20 protein-coding genes are annotated in these 22,212 nt (G+C 70.1%); 8 read left to right on the forward strand and 12 right to left on the reverse strand.

What is annotated here, in order from left to right:
* Positions 1-44: 44 nt before the first annotated feature.
* The 3 genes from ACZ7OO_RS22195 to ACZ7OO_RS22205 are packed head-to-tail and all read right to left on the reverse strand — an operon-like array spanning position 45 to position 3,832.
* A complete protein-coding gene (locus ACZ7OO_RS22195; RefSeq protein WP_471506788.1) occupies positions 45-2,273 on the reverse strand; it encodes a molybdopterin cofactor-binding domain-containing protein in 2,229 nt (742 codons plus the stop codon).
* A 9-nt stretch (positions 2,274-2,282) separates the two neighbouring features.
* Entirely contained in the window at positions 2,283-3,266 is a 984-nt protein-coding gene (locus ACZ7OO_RS22200) for an FAD binding domain-containing protein (protein WP_471506790.1), read from the reverse strand.
* Complete coding sequence (locus ACZ7OO_RS22205) at positions 3,263-3,832, reverse strand: 2Fe-2S iron-sulfur cluster-binding protein (protein ID WP_471506792.1); 570 nt, start codon at positions 3,830-3,832, stop codon at positions 3,263-3,265. The genes ACZ7OO_RS22200 and ACZ7OO_RS22205 overlap by 4 nt, the downstream gene beginning before the upstream one ends.
* Positions 3,833-4,113: 281 nt before the next feature.
* Between ACZ7OO_RS22205 and rlmN the strand changes: the two genes are divergently transcribed.
* The 4 genes from rlmN (at position 4,114) to ACZ7OO_RS22225 (ending at position 9,179) form a co-directional block, all read left to right on the forward strand.
* Positions 4,114-5,220, forward strand: a complete 1,107-nt coding sequence (rlmN, locus tag ACZ7OO_RS22210; RefSeq protein ID WP_471506794.1) for a dual-specificity RNA methyltransferase RlmN — start codon at positions 4,114-4,116, stop codon at positions 5,218-5,220.
* A 226-nt stretch (positions 5,221-5,446) separates the two neighbouring features.
* A complete protein-coding gene (locus ACZ7OO_RS22215; protein ID WP_471506796.1) occupies positions 5,447-6,517 on the forward strand; it encodes a thiamine ABC transporter substrate-binding protein in 1,071 nt (356 codons plus the stop codon).
* A 41-nt stretch (positions 6,518-6,558) separates the two neighbouring features.
* Entirely contained in the window at positions 6,559-8,157 is a 1,599-nt protein-coding gene (locus ACZ7OO_RS22220; protein ID WP_471506798.1) for an ABC transporter permease, read from the forward strand.
* Positions 8,157-9,179 (forward strand): ABC transporter ATP-binding protein, encoded by a 1,023-nt coding sequence (locus tag ACZ7OO_RS22225; protein WP_471506800.1) that lies wholly within the window; start codon positions 8,157-8,159, stop codon positions 9,177-9,179. Before ACZ7OO_RS22220 ends, ACZ7OO_RS22225 begins: the two co-directional genes overlap by 1 nt.
* A 76-nt stretch (positions 9,180-9,255) precedes the next feature.
* Here the strand turns inward: ACZ7OO_RS22225 and ACZ7OO_RS22230 are convergent, their stop codons facing one another.
* The 7 genes from ACZ7OO_RS22230 to ACZ7OO_RS22260 form a co-directional block, all read right to left on the reverse strand.
* Positions 9,256-9,966, reverse strand: coding sequence for an LAETG motif-containing sortase-dependent surface protein (locus tag ACZ7OO_RS22230; RefSeq protein ID WP_471506802.1), 711 nt, complete (start codon positions 9,964-9,966; stop codon positions 9,256-9,258).
* 154 nt (positions 9,967-10,120) lie between these two features.
* Positions 10,121-11,260 (reverse strand): LOG family protein, encoded by a 1,140-nt coding sequence (locus ACZ7OO_RS22235; RefSeq protein WP_471506804.1) that lies wholly within the window; start codon positions 11,258-11,260, stop codon positions 10,121-10,123.
* 45 nt (positions 11,261-11,305) lie between these two features.
* Complete coding sequence (locus ACZ7OO_RS22240) at positions 11,306-11,713, reverse strand: VOC family protein (RefSeq protein ID WP_471506806.1); 408 nt, start codon at positions 11,711-11,713, stop codon at positions 11,306-11,308.
* Positions 11,714-11,821: 108 nt separating this feature from the next.
* A complete protein-coding gene (locus tag ACZ7OO_RS22245) occupies positions 11,822-13,171 on the reverse strand; it encodes a hypothetical protein (protein ID WP_471506808.1) in 1,350 nt (449 codons plus the stop codon).
* Positions 13,153-13,893 carry an ABC transporter ATP-binding protein gene (locus tag ACZ7OO_RS22250; protein WP_471506810.1) on the reverse strand — a complete coding sequence of 247 codons (741 nt, stop codon included), beginning with the start codon at positions 13,891-13,893 and terminating at the stop codon, positions 13,153-13,155. The genes ACZ7OO_RS22245 and ACZ7OO_RS22250 overlap by 19 nt, the downstream gene beginning before the upstream one ends.
* Before the next feature lie 200 nt (positions 13,894-14,093).
* Entirely contained in the window at positions 14,094-15,476 is a 1,383-nt protein-coding gene (locus ACZ7OO_RS22255) for an aspartate aminotransferase family protein (RefSeq protein WP_471506812.1), read from the reverse strand.
* On the reverse strand, positions 15,461-15,982 hold the full coding sequence (locus tag ACZ7OO_RS22260; RefSeq protein ID WP_352219428.1) for an Lrp/AsnC family transcriptional regulator: 522 nt from the start codon (positions 15,980-15,982) through the stop codon (positions 15,461-15,463). The genes ACZ7OO_RS22255 and ACZ7OO_RS22260 overlap by 16 nt, the downstream gene beginning before the upstream one ends.
* Before the next feature lie 164 nt (positions 15,983-16,146).
* Here ACZ7OO_RS22260 and ACZ7OO_RS22265 point away from each other — a divergent pair, with 164 nt between their 5' ends.
* From ACZ7OO_RS22265 to ACZ7OO_RS22280, 4 genes are all read left to right on the forward strand, one after another.
* The gene (locus tag ACZ7OO_RS22265) at positions 16,147-17,586 is read left to right on the forward strand and encodes a gamma-aminobutyraldehyde dehydrogenase (RefSeq protein ID WP_352219429.1); all 1,440 of its coding nucleotides are present in this window, start codon (positions 16,147-16,149) and stop codon (positions 17,584-17,586) included.
* A 193-nt stretch (positions 17,587-17,779) separates the two neighbouring features.
* Positions 17,780-18,973, forward strand: coding sequence for an extracellular solute-binding protein (locus ACZ7OO_RS22270; protein WP_471506815.1), 1,194 nt, complete (start codon positions 17,780-17,782; stop codon positions 18,971-18,973).
* Between the two features lie 55 nt (positions 18,974-19,028).
* A complete protein-coding gene (locus tag ACZ7OO_RS22275; protein WP_471506817.1) occupies positions 19,029-19,718 on the forward strand; it encodes a helix-turn-helix transcriptional regulator in 690 nt (229 codons plus the stop codon).
* A 47-nt stretch (positions 19,719-19,765) separates the two neighbouring features.
* On the forward strand, positions 19,766-20,260 hold the full coding sequence (locus tag ACZ7OO_RS22280; protein WP_471506819.1) for a DUF3291 domain-containing protein: 495 nt from the start codon (positions 19,766-19,768) through the stop codon (positions 20,258-20,260).
* A 5-nt stretch (positions 20,261-20,265) separates the two neighbouring features.
* Here ACZ7OO_RS22280 and ACZ7OO_RS22285 read toward each other — a convergent pair whose 3' ends face one another.
* Both ACZ7OO_RS22285 and ACZ7OO_RS22290 read right to left on the reverse strand, forming a co-directional pair.
* Positions 20,266-21,123 (reverse strand): SDR family NAD(P)-dependent oxidoreductase, encoded by an 858-nt coding sequence (locus tag ACZ7OO_RS22285; protein WP_471506821.1) that lies wholly within the window; start codon positions 21,121-21,123, stop codon positions 20,266-20,268.
* Positions 21,124-21,186: 63 nt separating this feature from the next.
* Positions 21,187-22,113, reverse strand: a complete 927-nt coding sequence (locus ACZ7OO_RS22290; protein ID WP_471506823.1) for a LysR family transcriptional regulator — start codon at positions 22,111-22,113, stop codon at positions 21,187-21,189.
* Between the last annotated feature and the right edge of the window lie 99 nt (positions 22,114-22,212).

Genomic DNA, 22,212 nt, shown 5'->3' on the forward strand with positions numbered 1-22,212 from the left:
GCGGCCGGAACCGCTCAGGACCACATAGCGCCCCGGGAGTGGACTCAGGCCTCCACCGGTCGTAGACCGGGCAGCACCTTCTCGATGGTGATGGGGAAGTCGCGCACGCGCACGCCGGTGGCGTTGAACACCGCGTTCGCGACCGCCGCGCCGGCCCCGCAGATTCCCACCTCACCGACGCCCTTCGCGCCAAGGGGATTGGCCTTGTCGTCGAACCCGTCAAGGACGACGGCGTCGACGTCGGGGACGTCGGCGTGGACCGGCACCAGGTACTGCGCGAAATCGCGGTTGACGAAGGCGCCGGATCGCGGGTCGACGACGGCCTCTTCCTCGAGGGCCGCGCCGACTCCCCAGATCATGCCGCCGATCAGCTGCGAACGGGTCGTCTTCGGGTTGAACACACGGCCCACCGAGAACACGCCGAGCATCCGCCTCAGACGGATCTCGGCGGTGTCCGCGTCGACCCCCACCTCGGCGAAGTGGGCCCCGTAGGTGTTGATCGAGTAGTCCGTGTAGTTCGGATCATCGCCCATGAAGCGGGTCACGCCCTCCGCCTCCACACCTTCGGGACGGTTGCGTGCGACGATCTCGCTGACTGCCTCGGACGCGCCGCCGATACTCACGTTGCCACCGGAGAACACGGCGTCCGCCGGGTCGAGTCCGTGCAGCGGAGAGCGCGTGTCGCCGCCCGCCGCGACCAGCACCTTCTCACGCAGGGCCAGACACGCCCGATGCACCGCGGTGCACGAGTTGGTGGCGCCCCACGAGCCCCCGGACCCCCAGCTCGAGGGAAAATCGGACCGCCCGAGCTCGATCCGCACCCGATCGGCCGAGAGCCCGAGGCCGTCGGCCGCGACCTGGGTCAGGACGGTGTAGGTACCGGTGCCGAGGTCGGTCATGTCCGTCTGGACGACGGCGGTGCCGTCCGCCTCCCACCGCACGCGCACCGCGGTCGGCCCTTGGAAGTGCCCGCGGATGGCGGCCGACATGCCGTAGCCGACCAGCCATCGCCCGTCGCGCATGCTCGCCGGGGCGGCGTGGCGGTGCTCCCAGCCGAACCGGCGCGCACCTTCGCGCAGACAGTCGACCAGATGCCGGTCGCTGTACGGCACGTCCCGCTCGGGGTCGGCGGTGGGCTCGTTGCGGATCCGCAGCTCGACCGGGTCCATGTCGAGCGCATGGGCCAGCTCGTCCATCGCCGACTCGACCGCCAGCATGCCGGGCGCCTCGCCGGGTGCGCGGACGTCCGTCCCGCGCGGCAGGTCGAGCGGCGCCAGCCGGTGGCTGGTCAGCCGGTGGGGCGCGGCGTAGAGGCTGCGGGTCGTGGCGGCGGTCTGCTCGGCGTACTCCACGTCGGGGTTCGTGTGCATGGTGACGTCATGGGCGATCGCGGCCAGCCGGCCGTCCCGCCCCGCGCCCAGCCGAACTCGCTGGCTGGAGGTGGGGCGCATGCCGACGAGCTGGAAGATCTGCTGCCGGGTCATCGCGACCTTGACCGGTCGGCGCAACGTGCGAGCGGCGAGCGCTGCCAGGATCGTCTCGGAATGGATGCCCAGCTTGGACCCGAATCCCCCGCCGACGAAGGGGGTGACGATGTGAACCCGTGCCGGGTCGATCCCCAGCGTGCTGGCGACCGAGACCTGCGCCGCATCGACGATCTGGCAGCTGACGTAGACGACCAGGTCCTCGTCACGCGGTTGCACCAGACAGGCGTGCGGTTCCATCGGCATCGAGAACTCGTACGGCGTCGTGTAGTACTGGTCGATCCTGACGTCCGCGCTGTCGAACCCGGCATCGAAATCGCCCACCGAGGTGTCGGTGGGGAGACCGGCATTGACCACCTTCGGGATGTACACCTCGTCTTCCTGCTCGGCGAAGTTGAACCGTCCCCGCCCGGTGATGTACTCGACTTCGACGAGATCGGCAGCCGCGCGGGCCTGCTCGAGGGTCGTGGCGACGACGAGTGCCACCGGCTCGCCGTAATGGTGAATGTCGGGGCCGGTCAGTACCGGCTGTGCGCGCCAGTACTCGAACGGAATGGATTCGTCGCGAGTGCCCTGAGCCGGGGCGTTGAGATGGGTCATCACCATGTGCACGCCTGGCGCGCGTTCGGCGCTCTCCGTGTCGATCCGGGTGATACGGCCCTTGCCGATCGTCGCACCGACGATGAAACCGTAGAGCGGCCGGCCGGCCTCCCATTGCTCGTAGGCGTAGGTGGCCCGGCCGGTGACCTTCGACGGGCCGTCGACGCGGTTCAGGGCTTGCCCGATCATGCCGCCTCCTCAGCTCGCCCCGGCCACTTGCGCCAGCGTGCGGCACAGCGTGCGCTTGGCCAGCTCGATCTTGAAGTCGTTGTGTCCCTGCCCGACCGCGTCGCCCATCGCCGCCTCGGCGGCGGCCTGGTAGGTGGCCATCGTGGCCGGACGGCCGGTCAACGCGGACTCCGCCTCGACGGACCGCCACGGCTTGTGCGCGACACCGCCGAACGCCACCCGCGCCTCACCGATCGTCCCCTGATCGGTCGAGACGACCGCCGCCACGGAGACCAGCGCGAACTCGTACGACGCCCGGTCGCGCACCTTGCGGTACTTCTGCCGGCCCGGCGGAGGCGGGGGCAGGACGACGCCCGTGATCATCTCGCCGGTTCCCAGCACGGTCTCGATCTGCGGGGTATCGCCCGGCAGCCGATAGAAGTCCGTGATGGCGACGCTGCGTACCGACTGATCGGCGCTGAGCAGCTCGATCTCCGCTCCGAGCGCGGTCAGCGCGACGGCCATGTCCGAGGGGTGGGTGGCGATGCAGGAGTCGCTGGCGCCGAGGATCGCGTGTATCCGGTTGAACCCGCCGATCGCCGAGCATCCGGACCCGGGATCGCGCTTGTTGCAGCCCGCGGCGGTGTCGTAGAAGTACGGGCAGCGAGTGCGCTGCAGCAGGTTTCCGCCGGTGGACGCCTTGTTGCGCAACTGGCCCGATGCGCCCGACACCAGCGCCTCCGACAGCACGGGGTAGCGGGTGCGTACGCGGGCGTCGGCGGCCACCTCGGAGTTCGCCGCCTGGGCGCCGATACGGAGACCGCCGTCCGGGAGTTCTTCGATGTCCCGCAGCGGAAGCCGGCTGATGTCCACCAGATGGCCGGGCTTCTCGATGTCGAGCTTCATCAGGTCGAGCAGATTGGTGCCGCCGCTGATGAACTTCGCGCCGTCCCTGGACACCGCGGCTACGGCGGCTTGTGCGTCCGGCGCTCGCTCGTAGGTGAACGGCCTCATTCCGGGCCCCCTTCCGCGGTGCCGCGGATGGCCGCGAGGATGTTCGGATAGGCGGCGCACCGGCAGATGTTGCCGCTCATCCGCTCGCGGATCTCCTCGTCGGTCAGCGCGACCTGCGGCGCGGACACATCAGCCGTGACGTGGCTGGGCCAGCCCGCCTCCACCTCGGCGAGCATGCCGACGGCCGAACAGATCTGGCCCGGTGTGCAGTAGCCGCACTGGAAGCCGTCGTTCTCGACGAAGGCGCGTTGCATGGGGTGCAGGGCATCGATGTCGCCCAGGCCTTCGATCGTGACGATCCTGTCGTCCTCGTGCATCACGGCGAGCGTCAAGCAGGAGTTGACGCGCCGGCCGTTGATCAGCACGGTGCAGGCGCCGCACTGCCCGTGGTCGCACCCCTTCTTGGTGCCGCTCAGGCGCAGATGTTCGCGCAGCGCGTCGAGCAGGGAGGTCCGCGGGTCGACCTCGAGCTGCCGCACCTGATCGTTGACGCTCAGCCTGATCGTCGAGAGTCCGGCCGTCTCGCCCTGGCTCCGTCCCACGGCGCCCGTATCCGAGTCGTTCATCACGGCCCGCCTTCTTGGCTAGGTGCGTGTCCCAGCTGGAAACGCGCGCCCCTTCCGGGCGCGCTTCTCCCTCTCAGCGTCTCGCGAATGCCATCGCCCCGCGCGTCGGAAGGCGGACGCCGGGCTGCCGCGGGGACCATCGGTCCCGCTCATCGCGCGGCCCTGTCCCTTTGCTGGGCGCGGCGCGGGATGTCCACGGTGACAGAGGGGCACCATGAGTGACCGTTCCCGCACCGCTGCGGCCTGGGCCGCTCCTGGCGATCTGCGACACTGGACGAACCATGCCTGTACCCGGAGAACTCACTTTCGTCGCCCCGCGCGGAGCCAAGAAGCCGCCGCGGCATCTCGCCGATCTCACGCCCGCCGAGCGCAAGGACGCGGTGGCCGAGATCGGTGAGAAGCCCTTCCGTGCGAAGCAGCTCTCGCAGCACTACTTCGCGCGGTACGCGCACGACCCGGAGCAGTGGACGGACATTCCGGCCGGTTCCCGGGACCGGCTGCGCGACGCGCTGTTCCCCGAGCTGATGACCGTCGTACGGCATCTGTCGACGGACGAGGGCACCACCCGCAAGACGCTGTGGCGGCTGTTCGACGGCACGCTCGTCGAGTCCGTGCTGATGCGTTACCCGGACCGGGTGACCATGTGCATCAGCTCGCAGGCTGGGTGCGGGATGAACTGCCCGTTCTGCGCGACCGGGCAGGCCGGGCTGGACCGGAACCTGTCCAGCGCCGAGATCGTCCACCAGATCGTGGACGGGATGCGGGCGCTCAGGGACGGGGAGGTCCCCGGCGGGCCTGCCCGGCTCTCCAACATCGTCTTCATGGGCATGGGCGAGCCGCTCGCCAACTACAAGCGGGTCGTCACCGCCATCCGTGCCCTCACCGACCCCGCCCCGGACGGGCTCGGACTCTCGCAGCGCGGGATCACCGTGTCGACGGTCGGGCTTGTGCCGGCCATTCACCGGTTCGCCGACGAAGGGTTCAAGTGCCGGCTGGCGATCTCCCTGCACGCCCCCGACGACGAGCTGCGTGACACCCTCGTCCCCGTGAACACGCGGTGGAAGGTGCGCGAGGTGCTGGACGCCGGGTTCGAGTACGTCGAGAAGAGCGGGCGCCGGCTGTCCATCGAGTACGCCCTCATCCGGGACATCAACGACCAGGCCTGGCGGGGCGACCGGCTCGGACGCCTGCTCAGGGGCAAGCCGGTGCACGTCAACCTCATCCCGCTGAACCCGACGCCGGGGTCCAAGTGGACGGCCTCACGGCCCGAGGACGAGAAGGCGTTCGTCGAGGCGATCGCCGCGCACGGTGTGCCCGTCACCGTCCGGGACACCCGTGGGCAGGAGATCGACGGAGCCTGTGGTCAGCTCGCGGCCACCGAGCGGTAATCTGAGGGCCGTACAACCACGTCTCCATGCACTCACATCTTCATATTCCGACAGGGGAGCGCCACAGCGCTGAGAGTGCGGCAACCGGGCCGCAGACCCTCTGAACCTCGCCCAGGTCATTCTGGGTAGGAAGTTCGGTCATCACTCAAGCTGTTGCGCCCTGCCCGGATTGTTCCACCGGGTGGGGCCGCGTCTCTTCCTGGCCAACCCCAGGAGGAAAACACCAGTGCACACCAAGACCTTCTTGGCCGCGGCCGTCGGGCTCGGTCTCGTCACGCTCTCCGCGTGCGGGTCGTCCTCGGGCGGTACGGCGGACTCCAAGACCGTCACCCTGGTCAGCCACGACTCATGGGCCGTCTCCAAGAGCGCGCTCCAGGACTTCGAGAAGCAGTCCGGCTACAAGGTGAACGTCCTCAAGGACGGCGACGCCGGCCAGGCCGTCAACAAGGCGATCCTGACCAAGGACAACCCGCAGGGCGACGTCTTCTTCGGCGTCGACAACACGCTGCTCTCCCGCGCCCTCGACAACGGTCTCTTCCAGCCGTATCAGGCCAAGGGCCTCGACCAGGTCGGCAAGGACTACCAGCTCGACGCGGGCAAGCACCGGGTCACGCCCATCGACTACGGCGACATCTGCGTCAACTACGACAAGGCGTACTTCAGCAAGCACAAGCTGGCCCCGCCCACGTCGTACGCCGACCTCGTCAAGCCGCAGTACAAGAACCTCCTCGTCACCGAGAACGCGTCCACCTCCTCCCCGGGGCTCGGCTTCCTCCTCGGCTCTGCCGCGCAGTACGGCGACAGCGGCTGGCAGGGTTACTGGAAGAAGCTCAAGGACAACGGCGTCAAGGTCGTCGACGGCTGGGAGCAGGCCTACAACGAGGAGTTCTCCGGCTCGGCCGGTGGTAAGAAGGCGGGAGGCGACCGGCCGCTCGTCGTGTCGTACGCCTCCTCCCCGCCCGCCGAGGTCATCTACGCCGACCCGAAGCCCAGCACCGCGCCCACCGGCGTCGCGACCGGCACCTGCTTCCGGCAGATCGAGTTCGCCGGGCTGCTGAGCAACGCCGGGAACACCAAGGGCGGCAAGGCACTCATCGACTTCCTGGTGTCCAAGGAGTTCCAGGAGGATATGCCGTTGAACATGTTCGTGTATCCGGTGGTCAAGGGAGCGAGCGTGCCCGCCGAGTTCACCGAGTACGGTCCCGCCGCCAAGGACCCCGAGACCATGGCGCCCGACAAGATCGCCGCCAACCGTGACCAGTGGGTCAAGTCGTGGACGTCACTCGTACTGAAGTGACGGCCTCGGGCCGGCGCGCGAGCGCGACGCGGCTCGGGCTGATGCTCGGGCCCGTCGCGTTCTTCGCCGTCTTCTTCGCCTGGCCGGTCGCGGCGATCGTCACGCGCGGGCTGAAGGTCGACGGGGTGTGGCAGTTCGGGCGGATCGCCGACGTCGTCGGCCAGTCCGACATCCGGCACGTCCTGTGGTTCACCACCTGGCAGGCGCTCGCCTCCACCGCGCTCACCCTTCTCGCCGCGCTGCCCGCCGCCTATGTCTTCGCCCGCCTGGACTTCCCGGGCAAGCAGGTGCTGCGGGCTGTGGTGACGGTCCCCTTCGTGCTGCCGACGGTTGTGGTGGGGACCGCGTTCCTCGCCCTCGTCGGGCGCGGCGGGCTGCTGGACGAGCTGTGGGGCGTACGACTGGACACCACCGTCTGGGCCATCCTGCTCGCGCATGTCTTCTTCAACTACGCGGTCGTCGTACGGACCGTGGGCGGCCTGTGGTCCCAACTGGGCCCGCGGCAGGAGGAGACGGCGCGGATGCTGGGCGTCTCGCCGCTGGGCGCCTGGCGGAAGGTGACCCTGCCCGCGCTGGTGCCCGCCGTGGCCGCCGCCGCACTGATGGTCTTCCTGTTCACCTTCACCTCCTTCGGTGTGGTGCAGATCCTCGGCGGGCCGACCTTCTCCACCCTCGAAGTGGAGATCTACCGGCAGACCTCGGAGATCTTCGACCTCTCCACGGCCGCCGTCCTCACGATCGTGCAGTTCGTCGCGGTCGGCGCGATCCTCGCGGTGCACGCGTGGACGGTACGGCGGCGGGAGAGCGCGCTGCGCCTTGTGGACCCGTCGGTGACGGCACGCCGGCCGCGCGGGGCCGGGCAGTGGGCGCTCCTCGCCGGTGTCCTCGCCACCGTCGCCGTGCTCCTCGTGCTCCCGCTGGCCGTGCTGGTGCGGCGGTCGCTCGACGGGGGATTCGGCTACTACCGGGCGCTGGGCGACGCCGACGGGGGCACCTTCCTGGTCGCGCCCATCCAGTCGGTGCTCAATTCGGTGCAGTACGCCGTCGCCGCCACCGCCATCGCCGTGGTGATCGGCGGGCTCGCCGCCGCCGCGCTGGCCCGGCGGGACGCGGGGCGGCTGGTACGGGGCTTCGACGCGCTGCTGATGCTGCCGCTCGGGGTGTCCGCGGTGACCGTCGGCTTCGGGTTCCTGATCGCGCTCGACAAGCCGCCGCTGGATCTGCGGCAGTCCTGGATCCTGGTGCCGCTCGCGCAGGCGCTGGTCGGGGTGCCGTTCGTCGTGCGGACCATGCTGCCCGTGCTGCGTGCCGTGGACGAACGGCTGCGGGAGGCGGCGGTCGTGCTCGGGGCCTCGCCGTGGCGGGTGTGGCGGGAGGTCGATCTGCCGATGGTACGGCGGGCGTTGCTGGTCGCGGCGGGGTTCGCCTTCGCGGTGTCGCTGGGGGAGTTCGGGGCGACCGTGTTCATCGCGCGGCCCGACAACCCGACCCTGCCTGTCGCGGTGGCCCGGCTGCTCAGCCGCCCCGGTGATCTCAACTACGGCCAGGCGATGGCCCTTTCGACGATTCTGATGGTGGTGTGCGCGGTGGCTCTGCTGGTCCTGGAACGGCTGCGGACCGACCGGACGGGGGAGTTCTGATGCCGCTTCTCGAACTCGAGCAGGCCACCGTGCGGTTCGGCGGGCGGTCCGTACTCGACGCCGTGGACCTCCAGGTCGCCGAGCACGAGGTGGTGTGTGTGCTCGGGCCCAGCGGGAGCGGCAAGTCGACGCTGCTGCGGGTGGTGGCAGGGCTGCAACCGCCGGACTCGGGGCGGGTGTTGCTCGACGGGCAGGACCAGGCGCGAGTGCCGGCCCATCAGCGGGGGGTCGGGCTGATGTTCCAGGACCATCAGCTGTTCCCGCAGCGGGACGTGGGCGGGAACGTGGCCTTCGGGCTCCGGATGCGCGGCGCCGGCAAGGGACAACAGGCCGAGCGTGTCGGCGAGTTGCTGGATCTGGTCGGGCTGCCGGGGGCGGCTCGGCGGGCGGTGGCCGGCCTCTCCGGCGGTGAGCAGCAGCGGGTGGCGCTCGCGCGGGCGCTGGCGCCCAGGCCCCGGCTGCTGATGCTCGACGAACCGCTGGGACAGCTCGACCGCTCGCTGCGGGAGCGGCTGGTGGTCGAACTGCGGGAGCTGTTCGGGCGGTTGGGAACGACCGTGCTCGCGGTGACCCACGACCAGGGCGAGGCCTTCGCGCTGGCCGACCGGGTGGTGGTGATGCGGGACGGCCGGATCGCCCAGTCCGGCACGCCCCTCGGTGTCTGGCAGCGGCCGGCCGACGAGTTCGTGGCGCGTTTCCTCGGCTTCGGCAACGTGGTCGCGGCGACCGTCGAGGGCTCGGCCGCGGTGACGCCGTGGGGAAAGCTGCCGGTGCCCGAGAACGCGCCTCAGGGGGCGCGCACGCTGCTGGTGCGGCCCGCGGGAGTACGGCTCGTGGCAGCCGACGCGGGGCTGCCCTGCACGGTGACCGCCCGCACCTTCCAGGGCACCCATGTCACCGTCCACCTCCAGCCCCAGGACGGCCCGCGCCTGGAGGCGGCCTGCGCGCTGCGGGAGGCGCCGGACGCCGGGGACACGGTGGGCGTCGAGTTCGACGCCGCGGAGACCGTCGTACTGGACTGACCTCCCTGCCGGTACGGCCGAGGCCCGCCCCCGGGGATACGGGGACGGGCCTCGACGGTGTACGAAGGCGGGTGCGTCAGCTTCCGCTGTTCGCCCCACGACGGCGCATGCCGAACCAGACGGCGCCGCCGCCGGCCACGACCAGCGCGGCCGCGACGCCGGCGATCAGACCGGTGTTGGAGTTGGCACCGGTCTCGGCGAGGTTCGACTCACCGACGGCCGGGGACGGGGCGTTGTCCGACGTGGACGCCGGGGCGGTGCTGCTGCTCTCCGTGGCCGACGGGGTCGGGGAGTCCGACTCGGCCGGGGTGGTCTCGGACGCCGACGGCGACGGGGTGGCCGAGTCCGACGGGGAGGGGCTGGAGCTCTCCGCGGACTTGCACGCCGTCGACGAGGTCGTCAGGTTGGGCGTGATGTCCGTGTCGATCTTGATGTTCTTGGTGTCGACCACCACGTGGACCCGGTACTCCGCGTTCGGCTGCCAGTCCTCGGCGAAGGAGACCGTGGTGCCCTCCTTGGAGCCCTTGACGGTCTGGGCCTCGCCGACCTGCTTAGCGTCGGCGCCGTTGTTCTCAAGGAAGACGGTGATGGTGGCCGAAGTGCCGGAGGCGTCGATGTCCTTGACGTTGATGACACCGTTGGCGCCGTCGCAGGTGGCTTCGGCGGAGAAGTCGGAGATGTTGCACGCGAGAGCGGTGCCGGAGACGCCAAGCGCCAGCGCGGCCGACGCAGCGGCAACACCCAGGATGCGCACGGAACGACGTGCACTGCGGCGGGATATGGACACGTTTGTCCTTACTGAGTGCATAACTGCGGGGGGTTTGCGGGGGAGTTGACGCAACGTGAGGCATCAGCAACCCCGGGAGGCTCACAGGTCTATAAGCGCTCCGTAAGTAGTGTCAATGCATATGCCGTCCACCAGCGTTGACTTTGCCTGCTTATTAAGTGCTGAGAAGTTTCAGCGCTTGTGAAGCTTGCTCGATCCGGTCAACCAGGGCGATACGGGACGCCATCGAGCGCTCACCGGCAAGCGAGGTCAGTAGCTGCCAGGCCGGCAGCTTCTCGGTCCAGTGCGCCTCGTTCACGAGCACCATCGGGGTCGGTTCACCCCGTGACTCGTAGTAGTTGGGTGTCGCGTTGTCGAAGATCTCCTGTACGGTCCCGGCGGCGCCCGGCAGGAACACCACACCCGCGTTGGACCGGGCCAGCAGGCCGTCCTCGCGGGTGGCGTTGGCGAAGTACTTGGCGATGTGCGCGGCGAAGGCGTTCGGCGGCTCGTGGCCGTAGAACCAGGTGGGGATGCCGACGGAGGGCCCGCCGTCCGGCCAGCGCTCGCGGACCTCGAAGGCGGCACGCGCCCAGTCGGTGACCGACGGCCGGAACGACGGCACCTTGGCGAGGAGGTGCAGGGCCTCCTCCAGCATCCCGTCGTCGAAGGGCGCCGCGTACGCGCCCAGGTTCGCCGCTTCCATCGCGCCCGGGCCGCCGCCGGTCGCCACCGTGAAGCCGGCCCGCGCGAGTTCCCGGCCGAGCCGGGCGGCACCGGCGTACTCCTCCGTACCGCGCGCCATCGCGTGCCCACCCATGACGCCCACCACCCGGGCGTCGACGAGGAGTTCGTCGAGCGCGTCGGAGACCGCGTCGTCGTGGATGGAGCGCAGCATCGAGGCGAATATGTCGCCGTCCGCCCTGGTCTGCTGGAACCAGGCGTACGAACGGGCGTCCGGAGTCGCCTCGTAACCCGCGTCGAGCGAGTCGAACAGTTCGTCGGGCGGGTAGACGAAGGCGCGGTAGGGGTCGAAGGGGAGGTTGGGTACGGGCGGGAACACCAGGGCGCCCGAGGCGCGGACCCGGTCGGCGGCCTCGGCCGACATCGGGCAGCCGAGGAAGACGGCGCCGGTGGTGTCGGTTGTGAGCAGGACGTCCGTACGGTCCGTCAGGTCGACGGCCTGCACGCGGTACTGGGCGAGCGTGCCGTGCTCGGCGACCACCTCGTCGAACTCGGCGAGGGACTCGACCTCACGGTCGCGGGCGGCACGGTTGGGCCGGCCGGGCTGCGGCTGGGCGGGTGTCGGATGCACCCGCCCATGCTGGCACAGCTGTTCGCCCCGAGGGGTCCGGGACGATCAGCCCTGGACCGCCGCCGGGTCCATCCACACGACCTCCCAGGAGTGGCCGTCGAGGTCGTCGAAGGAACGGCCGTACATGAAGCCCTGGTCCTGGGCGTCCGGGTTGGCGGTGCCGCCGGCCGCGACCGCCTTCTCCACCAGTTCGTCGACCTTCTCGCGGCTCTCCGCGCTCAGACAGATCAGCACCTCGCTGGTCTTCGTCGAGTCGGCGATCTCCTTCTTCGTGAAGTCGGCGTAGCGCTGCTTGCTGAGGAGCATCGCGATGATCGTGTCGCTGATCACGACACAGGAGCAGTCGTCGGTGCTGAACTGCGGGTTGATCGAGTAGCCGAGTTCCGTGAAGAACTTGCGCGAGGCGGCGACGTCGTTGGTGGCCAGGTTCACGAAGATCATCTGCTGGTACATGGGGGTCTCTCCCTCGGGTGTGGTGCCGTTCGGGGGGATAGACCGGGGGGTGGTGCGAAAGTCATCGGTGGGTTCGCATCCTTGTGCCGCGACTTTCAGTACGGCGTCTCAGCGGGCCAGCGGCAGGGCGGCGAGGTCGGCCACCAGCAGGGTGAGGGGGACGAAGAAGGCCAGCACGGCGGCGGTGCGCAGGGCCGCGGCGCTGCGCAGCATCGTGGCCGGAGCGCCCAGGCGCAGCAGGGCCTCGGTGGTGTCGGCGCGGGCCTGGCGGGCCTCCACGGCCGCGGTCAGGAGCGTGGCCAGCGTGCAGCCGGCGACCACGACGCCGCCGAGGGTGGTGAGCGGGCCGAAGGCGAGGGTGCCGCCGTCGTCGTAGAGCGTGACGGACGCGAAGGCCGCCGACGCCACCGCGCAGACCACGCCGAGGGGACGGCCGATACGGGCGGCCTCCGCCATCAGGATGCGGCCGGCCAGGAGGCGGAGGGCGCCGGGGCGGGCGGTCTGGAGGAGGCGGCCGCAGAGGTGGGTGAGACCGGGGGCGGCGAGGACCAGGCCGAGGGCGGTGAGAGACCAGCCGGCGAGGAGCCCGACGGGGCCTACGGCCAGGCCGCCGGGGAGAGTGGTCCGGGGGGTCGCTTCGGTGATGTCGGCGTAGGACTCCACGGCGAGGCCCGCGGCGAGGACGGCGATGCCCCAGGGGAGGCCGGTGGGGGATTTGGTGACCCTGATCAGCTCGGGAGCGTCCGCCGGGGCGGGGAGGGGGGCTTCGCTCTCCGGCGCTTGCGGGGTGTCCTCCCCAGACGGCCTGGCCGACGTGGCTGCCTCGGCAGTGCGGCTGAAGAGGCGGGCGCCGAAGCGGCCGTACGTTCCGAAGGTCTCCCGGTTCGTCTTCGTGTCGTAGGCCCCGAAACGGCCGTACACACGCGCCCGGCCCGTCGGGCTGGGCAGGTCCCTCGGGCGGAGGGTCACCGCCACCGCCGTGGACGCGAGCACCGGGAGCACGGCCAGGAGGGTCAGCGCCGCCGGGACGGGCAGGGACCTGTTCGCCGCCAGGAAGTCCTTCGCCGCGCCGTCGAAGGGCATGCCCGTGAGGTCGCCGCGCAGGTGGAGGAAGACCAGGAGGGCAAGGAGCGAGCCCAGAGTGCAGGCCAGGGCCGTGTTCAGGGCGGCGATGGCCATCAGGCGGGCCGGGCCCAGGCCCAGGGCGGACAGGCCCGGGCGTGGCTTGGTGCCGGGGTCGGTGCGGGCCACCGCGATCGCGAGGTACACCGTGGCGGCGAGCGGGATCGCGCACCACGACAGGCGCAGCAGCGCGGCCGTCGAGTGGGTCGGGTGGGCCATCGCGTAGCCGAGTGCGGACAGCAGCAGGAAGCCCGTTCCGGCGGCCGCCGTGGCCACCAGAAGGCGGCGCAGGTGGACGGCCGGGTGGGCGACGCGGGTCAGACGGAGAGCGAGCACTCGGCCCGGCCTTCCGCTTCGGGGACCGGCGGCAGGTGGACCGTGTTCACCCGGCGGCCGTCCAGCAGCGAGACCCTGCGGTCGGCGAGGGCCGCCGTCTCCGCGTCGTGCGTGGCGAGGACGACCGTGATGCCGTGCGAGCGGGCCGCCGTGGTGAGGGTGCGCAGCACATGGGCGCGGTCGGCGCGGTGCAGCGGTGCCGTCGGCTCGTCCGCGAAGAGGACCGTGGGGGAGGGGGCGAGGGCCCGGGCGATACAGACACGCTGGCGTTCGGCCTGCTGGAGTTCGCTCGGGTGGCTGCGGGCCCTTTCGCCGACGTCGAGGCGCTCCAGCCACTCCAGCGCGGCCACCTTGGCCCGGCGGCGGCCCGTGCCGCGCAGCATCAGGGGCAGGGCGGTGTTCTCCCAGACGTTCAGCTCGGGGACCAGCGCCGGGGCCGGGTCGATCCAGCAGAAGCGGTCGCGGCGGAGCCGTTCGCGGGTGAGCGGGCCCATCCGGTGCACGGCCGTGCTGTTGAACCAGACCTCGCCGCGCTCCGCCGGGACCAGACCGGACAGACACCTCAGCAGTGTGGTCTTGCCACTGCCGCGCGGCCCGGTGACAGCGAGGATCTCACCCTCCCGCACGCCGAGCGAGACACCGGCGATACCGGGCGAGCCGTCCTGGTGGCGGAAGTGCAGGGCGCGTGCCCACAGCACGTCGTTGTCCGGCGGGGCCTCCATGGGCGTACACCTCGGTTCTGATCCGTTTTCCCGCGTTCGTCCCCCGTCCGGGGGAACGAAGGCTGGGCCGATCGGTCACGTGCACGCTAGGCAGGTCGGGGGCCGAGCCCGGACAGCACACGGCCCCGGGCCGCCGTTCTCACTCGAACGGACGGCACCGGGGCCGGTGTTGATCATGCAGGAGGATCATCCAAGGATGATCAGAGCTTCGTCCACGCCTCCGTCAGCGTGGCGCGCAGGATCTGCTCGATCTCGTCGAAGGTCTCCTGGTTGGAGATCAGCGGCGGGGCGAGCTGGATGACCGGGTCGCCACGGTCGTCGGCACGGCAGTACAGGCCGTTGTCGAACAGCGCCTTGGAGAGGAAGCCGTACAGGACGCGCTCGGTCTCCTCGTCGTTGAAGGACTCCTTGGTGGCCTTGTCCTTCACCAGCTCGATGCCGTAGAAGAAGCCGTTGCCGCGGACGTCGCCGACGATCGGCAGGTCGTGCAGCTTCTGCAGGGTCTGCAGGAAGGCGCCCTCGTTGTCCAGCACGTGCTGGTTGATGCCCTCGCGCTCGAACAGGTCGAGGTTGGCCACGCCCACCGCGGCGGAGACCGGGTGGCCGCCGAAGGTGTAGCCGTGCAGGAAGGTGTTGTCGCCCTTGTAGAACGGCTCGGCGAGCTTGTCGGAGATGATGCAGGCGCCGATCGGGGAGTAGCCCGAGGTCATGCCCTTGGCGCAGGTGATCATGTCCGGGACGTAGCCGAACTTGTCACAGGCGAACATCGTGCCCAGGCGGCCGAAGGCGCAGATGACCTCGTCGGAGACGAGCAGCACGTCGTACTGGTCGCAGATCTCGCGGACCCGCTGGAAGTAGCCGGGCGGCGGCGGGAAGCAGCCACCGGCGTTCTGCACCGGCTCCAGGAACACGGCCGCGACCGTCTCCGGGCCCTCGAAGAGGATCTGCTGCTCGATCTGGTCGGCGGCCCAGCGGCCGAAGGCCTCCGGGTCGTCGCCGAAGAGCGGGGCGCGGTAGATGTTGGTGTTCGGCACCTTGTGCGCGCCCGGGACGAGCGGCTCGAAGGGCGCCTTCAGGGCCGGCAGGCCGGTGATGGACAGGGCGCCCTGCGGGGTGCCGTGGTAGGCGACCGCGCGGGAGATGACCTTGTACTTGGTCGGCTTGCCCTGGAGCTTGAAGTACTGCTTGGCGAGCTTCCAGGCCGTCTCCACGGCCTCGCCGCCGCCGGTGGTGAAGAAGACCTTGTTCAGGTCGCCGGGGGCGTAGTCGGCCAGGCGCTCCGCCAGCTCGACGGCCTTCGGGTGGGCGTACGACCACACCGGGAAGAACGCCAGCTCCTGGGCCTGCTTGAAGGCGGTCTCGGCGAGTTCCGTGCGGCCGTGACCGGCCTGGACCACGAACAGACCCGCCAGACCGTCGAGGTAGCGCTTGCCCTTGTCGTCGTAGATGTAGGTGCCCTCACCCCGGACGATGGTCGGGACGGGGGAGTTCTCGTACGAGGACATGCGGGTGAAGTGCATCCACAGGTGGTCGTACGCGGTGCGGCTGAGGTCCTTCTGGGTCACGGTTATCGGGTTCCCCACATGTAGGTCTGCTTCTTCAGCTTCAGATAGACGAAGCTTTCGGTGGAGCGCACGCCGGGCAGTGCCCGGATGCGTTTGTTGATGACGTCCAGCAGGTGGTCGTCGTCCTCGCAGACGATCTCCGCGAGGATGTCGAACGAGCCCGCGGTCATCACCACGTACTCGACTTCCGACATGCCGGTCAGCGCTTCCGCGATCGACTCGACATCGCCCTCGACGTTGACGCCGACCATCGCCTGCCGGCGGAAGCCCACGGTGAGCGGGTCCGTGACGGCGACGATCTGCATCACGCCCTGGTCCAGCAGCTTCTGGACGCGCTGGCGCACGGCGGCCTCCGACAGGCCGACGGCCTTGCCGATCGCGGCGTACGGCCGGCGGCCGTCCTCCTGGAGCTGCTGGATGATGGCGAGGGAGACGGCGTCCAGCTGGGGGCTGTTGCCGTTCCTGGACTCGCGGGTGGAGTCCCTCTGGTCTGCGCTTCGACTGGCCACGACCTCACTGTGCACGACGTCTCAGTGGTTCCGCAAGCCCGTATCGATGAAATTCGTTGTTTGTGAGGCAGATGTTTGCGGATTTCGCAGACTTGGCTGCCGTGGGGGTCTTGAAAACGTGGGATCTCGGATTACTGTGGGTGTCTCAGTCATTGGACACCGAACTTGGAGGGCCGGCAGTGAGCACCGAGCTGCGTCGTCTGCGCAACTACATCGACGGTGAGTTCCGGGACGCCGCCGACGGACGGACCACCGAGGTGGTCAACCCCGCGACCGGCGAGGCATACGCGACGGCGCCGCTGTCCGGGGCCGCGGACGTCGACGCCGCCATGGCGGCCGCCGCAGCGGCCTTCCCGGCGTGGCGGGACACCACGCCCGCCGAGCGCCAGAAGCACCTCCTGAAGATCGCCGACGCGTTCGAGGAGCGCGCCGAGGACCTCATCGCGGCCGAGGTGGAGAACACGGGCAAGCCCATCGGGCTCACCCGCTCCGAGGAGATCCCGCCGATGGTCGACCAGATCCGCTTCTTCGCGGGCGCGGCGCGGATGCTGGAGGGCCGGTCCGCCGGTGAGTACATGGAGGGCCTGACCTCCATCGTCCGCCGTGAGCCGGTCGGCGTCTGCGCGCAGGTCGCGCCGTGGAACTACCCGATGATGATGGCCGTGTGGAAGTTCGCCCCGGCGCTGGCCGCGGGCAACACGGTCGTGCTGAAGCCGTCGGACACCACCCCGGCGTCGACCGTCCTGATGGCCGAGATCATCGGCGGGATCCTCCCCAAGGGCGTCTTCAACGTCGTCACCGGCGACCGTGACACCGGCAGGCTGATGGTCGAGCACCCGACTCCGGCGATGGCCTCCATCACCGGCTCCGTGCGGGCCGGCATGCAGGTCGCCGAGTCCGCGTCCAAGGACCTCAAGCGGGTCCACCTGGAGCTGGGCGGCAAGGCGCCGGTCGTCGTCTTCGAGGACACGGACATCCCGAAGGCCGTGGAGGACATCTCCGTGGCCGGTTTCTTCAACGCCGGTCAGGACTGTACGGCCGCCACCCGCGTCCTCGTCCAGGAGTCCATCCACGACGAGTTCGTCGCCGCGCTCGCGAAGGCGGCGGCCGAGACGAAGACCGGCCAGCCGGACGACGAGGACGTGCTGTTCGGCCCCCTCAACAACCCCAACCAGCTCAAGCAGGTCTCCGGGTTCATCGAGCGGCTGCCGGCCCACGCCAAGGTCGAGACCGGTGGTCAGCGGGTCGGTGACAAGGGCTACTTCTACGCGCCGACCGTCGTCTCCGGGCTCAGGCAGGACGACGAGATCATCCAGAACGAGGTCTTCGGACCGGTCATCACCGTCCAGTCCTTCACGGACGAGGAGCAGGCGGTGGAGTGGGCCAACGGCGTCGAGTACGCGCTCGCGTCCTCGGTGTGGACCAAGGACCACGGCCGCGCGATGCGGATGTCCAAGAAGCTGGACTTCGGCTGTGTGTGGATCAACACGCACATTCCGCTGGTCGCGGAGATGCCGCACGGCGGGTTCAAGAAGTCGGGGTACGGCAAGGACCTGTCCGCGTACGGGTTCGACGACTACACGCGGATCAAGCATGTGATGACGTCGCTGGACGTCTGATTCCGGCTGCGGCCGGAACGCGCTGCCCGGGGTGTGAAGTCGCCCCGGGCAGCGCCCTTTTGTCAGGCCCCGCCGGTGACCGGCCACGTAACACGGTGTTGACCGGGGCCATTGACAAGGTGTCCGGTCCGGGACGGGGGGCTCGACGCAGCGTCGATTGTCCGGTCACCGGCATCGGCGGCATGCTTCCGGGGTGCCCCAGAATCCTTCTCGAACGTCCGCGCTGTCCCGTCGTTCCCTGCTGCGCGCGCTCGGCGGCACCGCCGCGCTCGGCGCCCTGGCCGGCTGTGGGGTGCCCGCCGCCTACGTCAAGGCCGGCGACCGATCCGTGACCGACCTGTCCGCCCAGGACCACAAGCTGGTCTTCGCGAACTGGCCGCTGTACATCGACGTCGACGACGCCAACCCGAACAAGCGGCCCACCCTCGACGCCTTCGAGAAGCGCACCGGGACCTCCGTCGACTACATCGAGGAGATCAACGACAACGACGAGTTCTTCGGCAAGATCAGCCCGGCGCTGATGAACCACCAGTCCACCGGCCGGGACCTGGTCGTCATCAGCGACTGGATGTGCGCACGGTTCGTCCGGCTGGGCTGGGTGCAGAAGATGGACCGCGCCCGGCAGCCGAACGTGGCGAAGTACCTGGACCCGCTGCTCCGCTCGCCCGCCTTCGACCCGGGCCGCCTGTACACGGTGCCGTGGCAGTCGGGCATCACCGGCATCGCGTACGACCGCAGGACGCTGGGCCGCGAGATCCGGCACGTCAAGGACCTGTGGGCGAGCGACCTCAAGGGCCGGGTCACCCTCCTCTCCGGCCTCGACGAGGCGTTCGCGCTGCTGATGCAGGGCAACGGCGTGGACATCACCAAGTGGACGGCCGACGACTTCTACGACGTCTGCGACGAGGTGGAGAAGCAGGTCGCCCGGGGCCAGATCCGCCGCTTCACCGGCAACGACTACACCAAGGACCTGGTCAGCGGCGATGTCCTGGCCTGCCAGGCGTACTCCGGCGATGTCATCCAGCTCCAGGCCGACAACCCCGACATCCGCTTCGTCGTCCCGGAGGAGGGCGCTGAGCTGTGGTCGGACTCCTTGATGATCCCGGACCGCGCCGCCCACAAGACCAACGCCGAACGCCTCGTCGACCACTACTACGAACCGGAGGTGGCCGCCGAACTGGCGGCCTGGGTCAACTACGTCTGCCCCGTCCCGGCGGCCCAGCAGGTCCTCGCCGCCTCCAAGGACAAGGACACCGCGGCCCTCGCCGAGAACCCCCTGATCTTCCCGAACACGGCGATGCGCAGGCGCCTCGCCATCGCCCGTGACATCACGTCGAGCGAGCGCGTGGACTTCGCGAAGCGGTGGAACAGGATCGTGGGGTTGTAGGGCGCGGGACGGCCTGTCTTCTATCTCCAACCTGTGTTGTTCCTAGAATGGCCGGGTGAACGACATCGACGCGATCGCGGCGCTGCAGGACCCCGTGCGACGCCGACTGTACGAGTACGTGGTGGCGCAGGGCCGGGAGGTCGGCCGTAACGAGGCCGCCGAGGCGACCGGGGTGGCGCGTACGCTCGCCGCGCACCATCTGGACCGGCTGGCCGAGGCCGGGCTGCTCGACACCGGCAGCCGTCGCCTGACGGGCCGTTCGGGGCCGGGCGCCGGTCGTCCCGCCAAGGTGTACACACGGGCGCGGGGAGAGCGGGCGGTGTCGCTGCCCGCCCGTGACTACCGCACGGCCGCCGAACTGCTCGCCGAGGCGGCCGAACAGGCCGGTCTTGACGCCGGACTCTGCGCGGCCGCCCGCCGCCGCGGCGAGGCCCTGCGCGGCTCGGCGGCACCCTGCGGCGGCCTCGAAGAGGCCATGGAGATGCTGGCCGCGCGCGGCTATGAGCCACACCTGGAGGAGGTGGGAGGTGCGGGAGTTGACCGGGGCGCCGAGGGTGCGGATGAAGAGACGGTCCTCGTCCGCATGCGCAACTGTCCCTTCCATGCCGTCGCCGAACGCTTCCCGCCGCTCGTCTGTGGCATGAACCTCGCACTGCTGGAAGGGCTGCTCGGCACGGGCGGACCTGTCCGGCCCCGCATGGATGCCCGGCCGGGGCAGTGCTGTGTGGTGCTGGAGAGTCTCTAAAAACAACGATGATTGACATAGAAGTGGGGGCGTGCTGATATGTCGTCATGACCGCATCCTCGTATGCCGCTCACCTCGCCCAGCTCAATGTCGCCACGCTCCGCCACCCTCTCGACGACCCGCGCATCGCGCCGTTCGTCGAGATGCTCGACTCGGTCAACGCCGCTGCCGACGGCGCGCCCGGTTTCGTGTGGCGGCTCGTGGCGGAGGGCGCGGCCGACGCCACCGCCCTGCGCCCGGCGGGCGAGCACGTCATCGTCAACCTGACGGTGTGGGAGACCCAGGAGGCGCTGTGGGGCTTCACCTACCGCAGTGAGCACCTGGAGGTGATGCGGCGGCGGCGCGAGTGGTTCGAGCGGCACGTCGAGGCGCACCTGGTGCTCTGGTGGGTCCCCGCCGGTCATCTCCCGACCGTCGACGAGGCCCTGGAACGGCTGGCGGACCTGCGCGCGCACGGGCCGTCCGCGCGCGCCTTCACCTTCGCCTCCTCCTACTCCGCCGCCGAGGCCGCCGACCACCTCCAGGCCGTGGCGAGGAAGTAGCGGCGTCAGGCGGGGAGTTCGGCCGGGTAGGCCTGGTCGAAGTCGGCTGAGCGGCTCACCGGCTCCCAGGTGGCGGCCTCCTCCAGCTGGCCGCGTGAGTAGGCCTGCGCCATCTGGACGGCATCGACGCCGAGGAGCAGGTGTGTCGGCGGATTCGGCGCCTTGACGACCCGGACCAGGATCTCGCCGGCGCGCCCGGGGTCGCCTGCGGCGGAGACGGAGCCGCCGAGCAGGCGGACCATCTCCCCGACGGTGGGGTCGTACTCCGGGGTGACCTCGGGGATCCGCATCGAGGGGCCGGCCCAGTCGGTGGCGAAGCCACTGGGTTCCACGACGAGGCAGCGGATGCCGAAAGGCGCGGTCTCGGCGGCGAGGACACGGGTGAAGCCGTCGACGGCGAACTTGGCGGCCTGGTAGGAGCCGAGGCCGGGGGTGCCGCCGACGCGGCCGCCGATGGAGGAGAACTGCACGATGGTGCCGCCGCCTTGGGCCCTGAGGATCGGAAGCGCGGCGGTGGAGACGTTGTAGACGCCCCAGAAGTTGGTGTCGAACTGGCGGCGGAAGTCGTCCTCGGGGGTCGTCTCCACGGCGGCGAGGTTGGCGTACCCGGCGTTGTTGACCACGACGTCGACCCGGCCGAAGCGGTCGACGGCGGCCCGGAGGCCGGTCACGGCTGCCTGTCGGTCGGTGACGTCGAGCGCGGCGGGCAGCACGCGGTCGCCGTACTTCTCGGCGAGGTCGGCGAGCTGCTCGGGCCTGCGGGCGGTGGCGACCACGTTGTCGCCGGCCTCCAGGGCGGCGATCGCGAGGTTGCGGCCGAAGCCGCGGGACGAGCCGGTGATGAACCAGGTGTGCGTAGTCATAGCTACAGCACAACACGGTTGCGTTATTAGTGCAACCCTGTTGTGTTACGTCGGTCTGATTGCTCAGGTGTGCCGCAGGGGCACCCCTCCCGCCCCGGCCGTCGTGTTCAGGGCGTGGTCGACGAAGCGCCGGGCGGCCGGGGGCAGGGTGCGGGAGGCCAGACAGGCGACGCCGATGTCCCGGGTGGCCCGGACGTCGGTGAGCCTGAGGTAGCGGATGGGAAGGTCCGGGTTGGCCTCCGGAGCCGCGGTGGCTTCGGGTGCGGCCGGGATCAGGGAGACGCCGAGACCGGACGCGACCAGCCCGCGCAGGGTCTCCACCTCCTCGCCCTCGAAGCCGACGAGGGGGCTGAAACCGGCCTGGCGGCACAGGGTCTCGGTGACGCTGCGCAGGCCGTAGCCGGGCTTGAGCACGATGAACTGCTCGTCGGCCACCTCGGCCAGCCGCACCCGCCGACGCTGCGCGAGCCGGTGCCGGGCGGGGACGGCCAGCCAGAGGGGCTCGACCAGGAGCCGCCGCCAGGTGATCAGCGGATGGCCGGGGTCCTTGCCGGTGATGATCAGGTCCGCTGTGGAGTCCAGGAGGTGCTGGGTGAGACCGTTCTCGTCCGCCTGGTGCAGTTCGAACCGGACGGCGGCGAAGCGCTGCCGGAAACCGGTGACCAGTTTCGGTACCAGCCAGGTGCCCAGGGTGTGCAGAAAGGCCAGCGAGACCACGCCCGTGTCGGGGTCGACGACCTCGGCCACAGCTCGCCGCCCCCGGTCGTAACTGTCCAGCACGGTGTCGACGTACTCCTTGAACACCCGCCCGGCCGGGGTGAGTTGCAGGACCCGTCCGACCCGCTGGAACAGTTCGGCGCCGATCTCGCTCTCCAGCCGGTTCAGGGCCCGGGAGAGGGCGGGCTGGGTGATGTGCGCGGCGGCCGCGGCCTCGGTGACGGTCGCGCCCTCGGCCACGGCCTGGAAGGAGCGCAGTACCTGGAGATCCATGCTCCTATTCTCCCGCCGCATCGGACAGGACGTATTCAGGTCCTGGAGGCATGACGGGGAGTGTGGGGCGTGAAAAGGGCTCGGACGACTCGGGCGGCC

Source organism: Streptomyces sp. NPDC111744 (genome assembly GCF_055634995.1).

Coding starts and splice junctions, on each gene's coding strand:
- ACZ7OO_RS22225 (WP_471506800.1), top strand. CDS start 8,157: ATGCCGCTTCTCGAACTCGAGCAGGCCACCGTGCGGTTCGGCGGGCGG.
- ACZ7OO_RS22285 (WP_471506821.1), bottom strand. CDS start 21,123: ATGACTACGCACACCTGGTTCATCACCGGCTCGTCCCGCGGCTTCGGC.
- ACZ7OO_RS22205 (WP_471506792.1), bottom strand. CDS start 3,832: ATGAACGACTCGGATACGGGCGCCGTGGGACGGAGCCAGGGCGAGACG.
- ACZ7OO_RS22290 (WP_471506823.1), bottom strand. CDS start 22,113: ATGGATCTCCAGGTACTGCGCTCCTTCCAGGCCGTGGCCGAGGGCGCG.
- ACZ7OO_RS22280 (WP_471506819.1), top strand. CDS start 19,766: ATGACCGCATCCTCGTATGCCGCTCACCTCGCCCAGCTCAATGTCGCC.
- ACZ7OO_RS22250 (WP_471506810.1), bottom strand. CDS start 13,893: ATGGAGGCCCCGCCGGACAACGACGTGCTGTGGGCACGCGCCCTGCAC.
- ACZ7OO_RS22195 (WP_471506788.1), bottom strand. CDS start 2,273: ATGATCGGGCAAGCCCTGAACCGCGTCGACGGCCCGTCGAAGGTCACC.
- ACZ7OO_RS22240 (WP_471506806.1), bottom strand. CDS start 11,713: ATGTACCAGCAGATGATCTTCGTGAACCTGGCCACCAACGACGTCGCC.
- rlmN (WP_471506794.1), top strand. CDS start 4,114: ATGCCTGTACCCGGAGAACTCACTTTCGTCGCCCCGCGCGGAGCCAAG.
- ACZ7OO_RS22200 (WP_471506790.1), bottom strand. CDS start 3,266: ATGAGGCCGTTCACCTACGAGCGAGCGCCGGACGCACAAGCCGCCGTA.
- ACZ7OO_RS22220 (WP_471506798.1), top strand. CDS start 6,559: ATGCTCGGGCCCGTCGCGTTCTTCGCCGTCTTCTTCGCCTGGCCGGTC.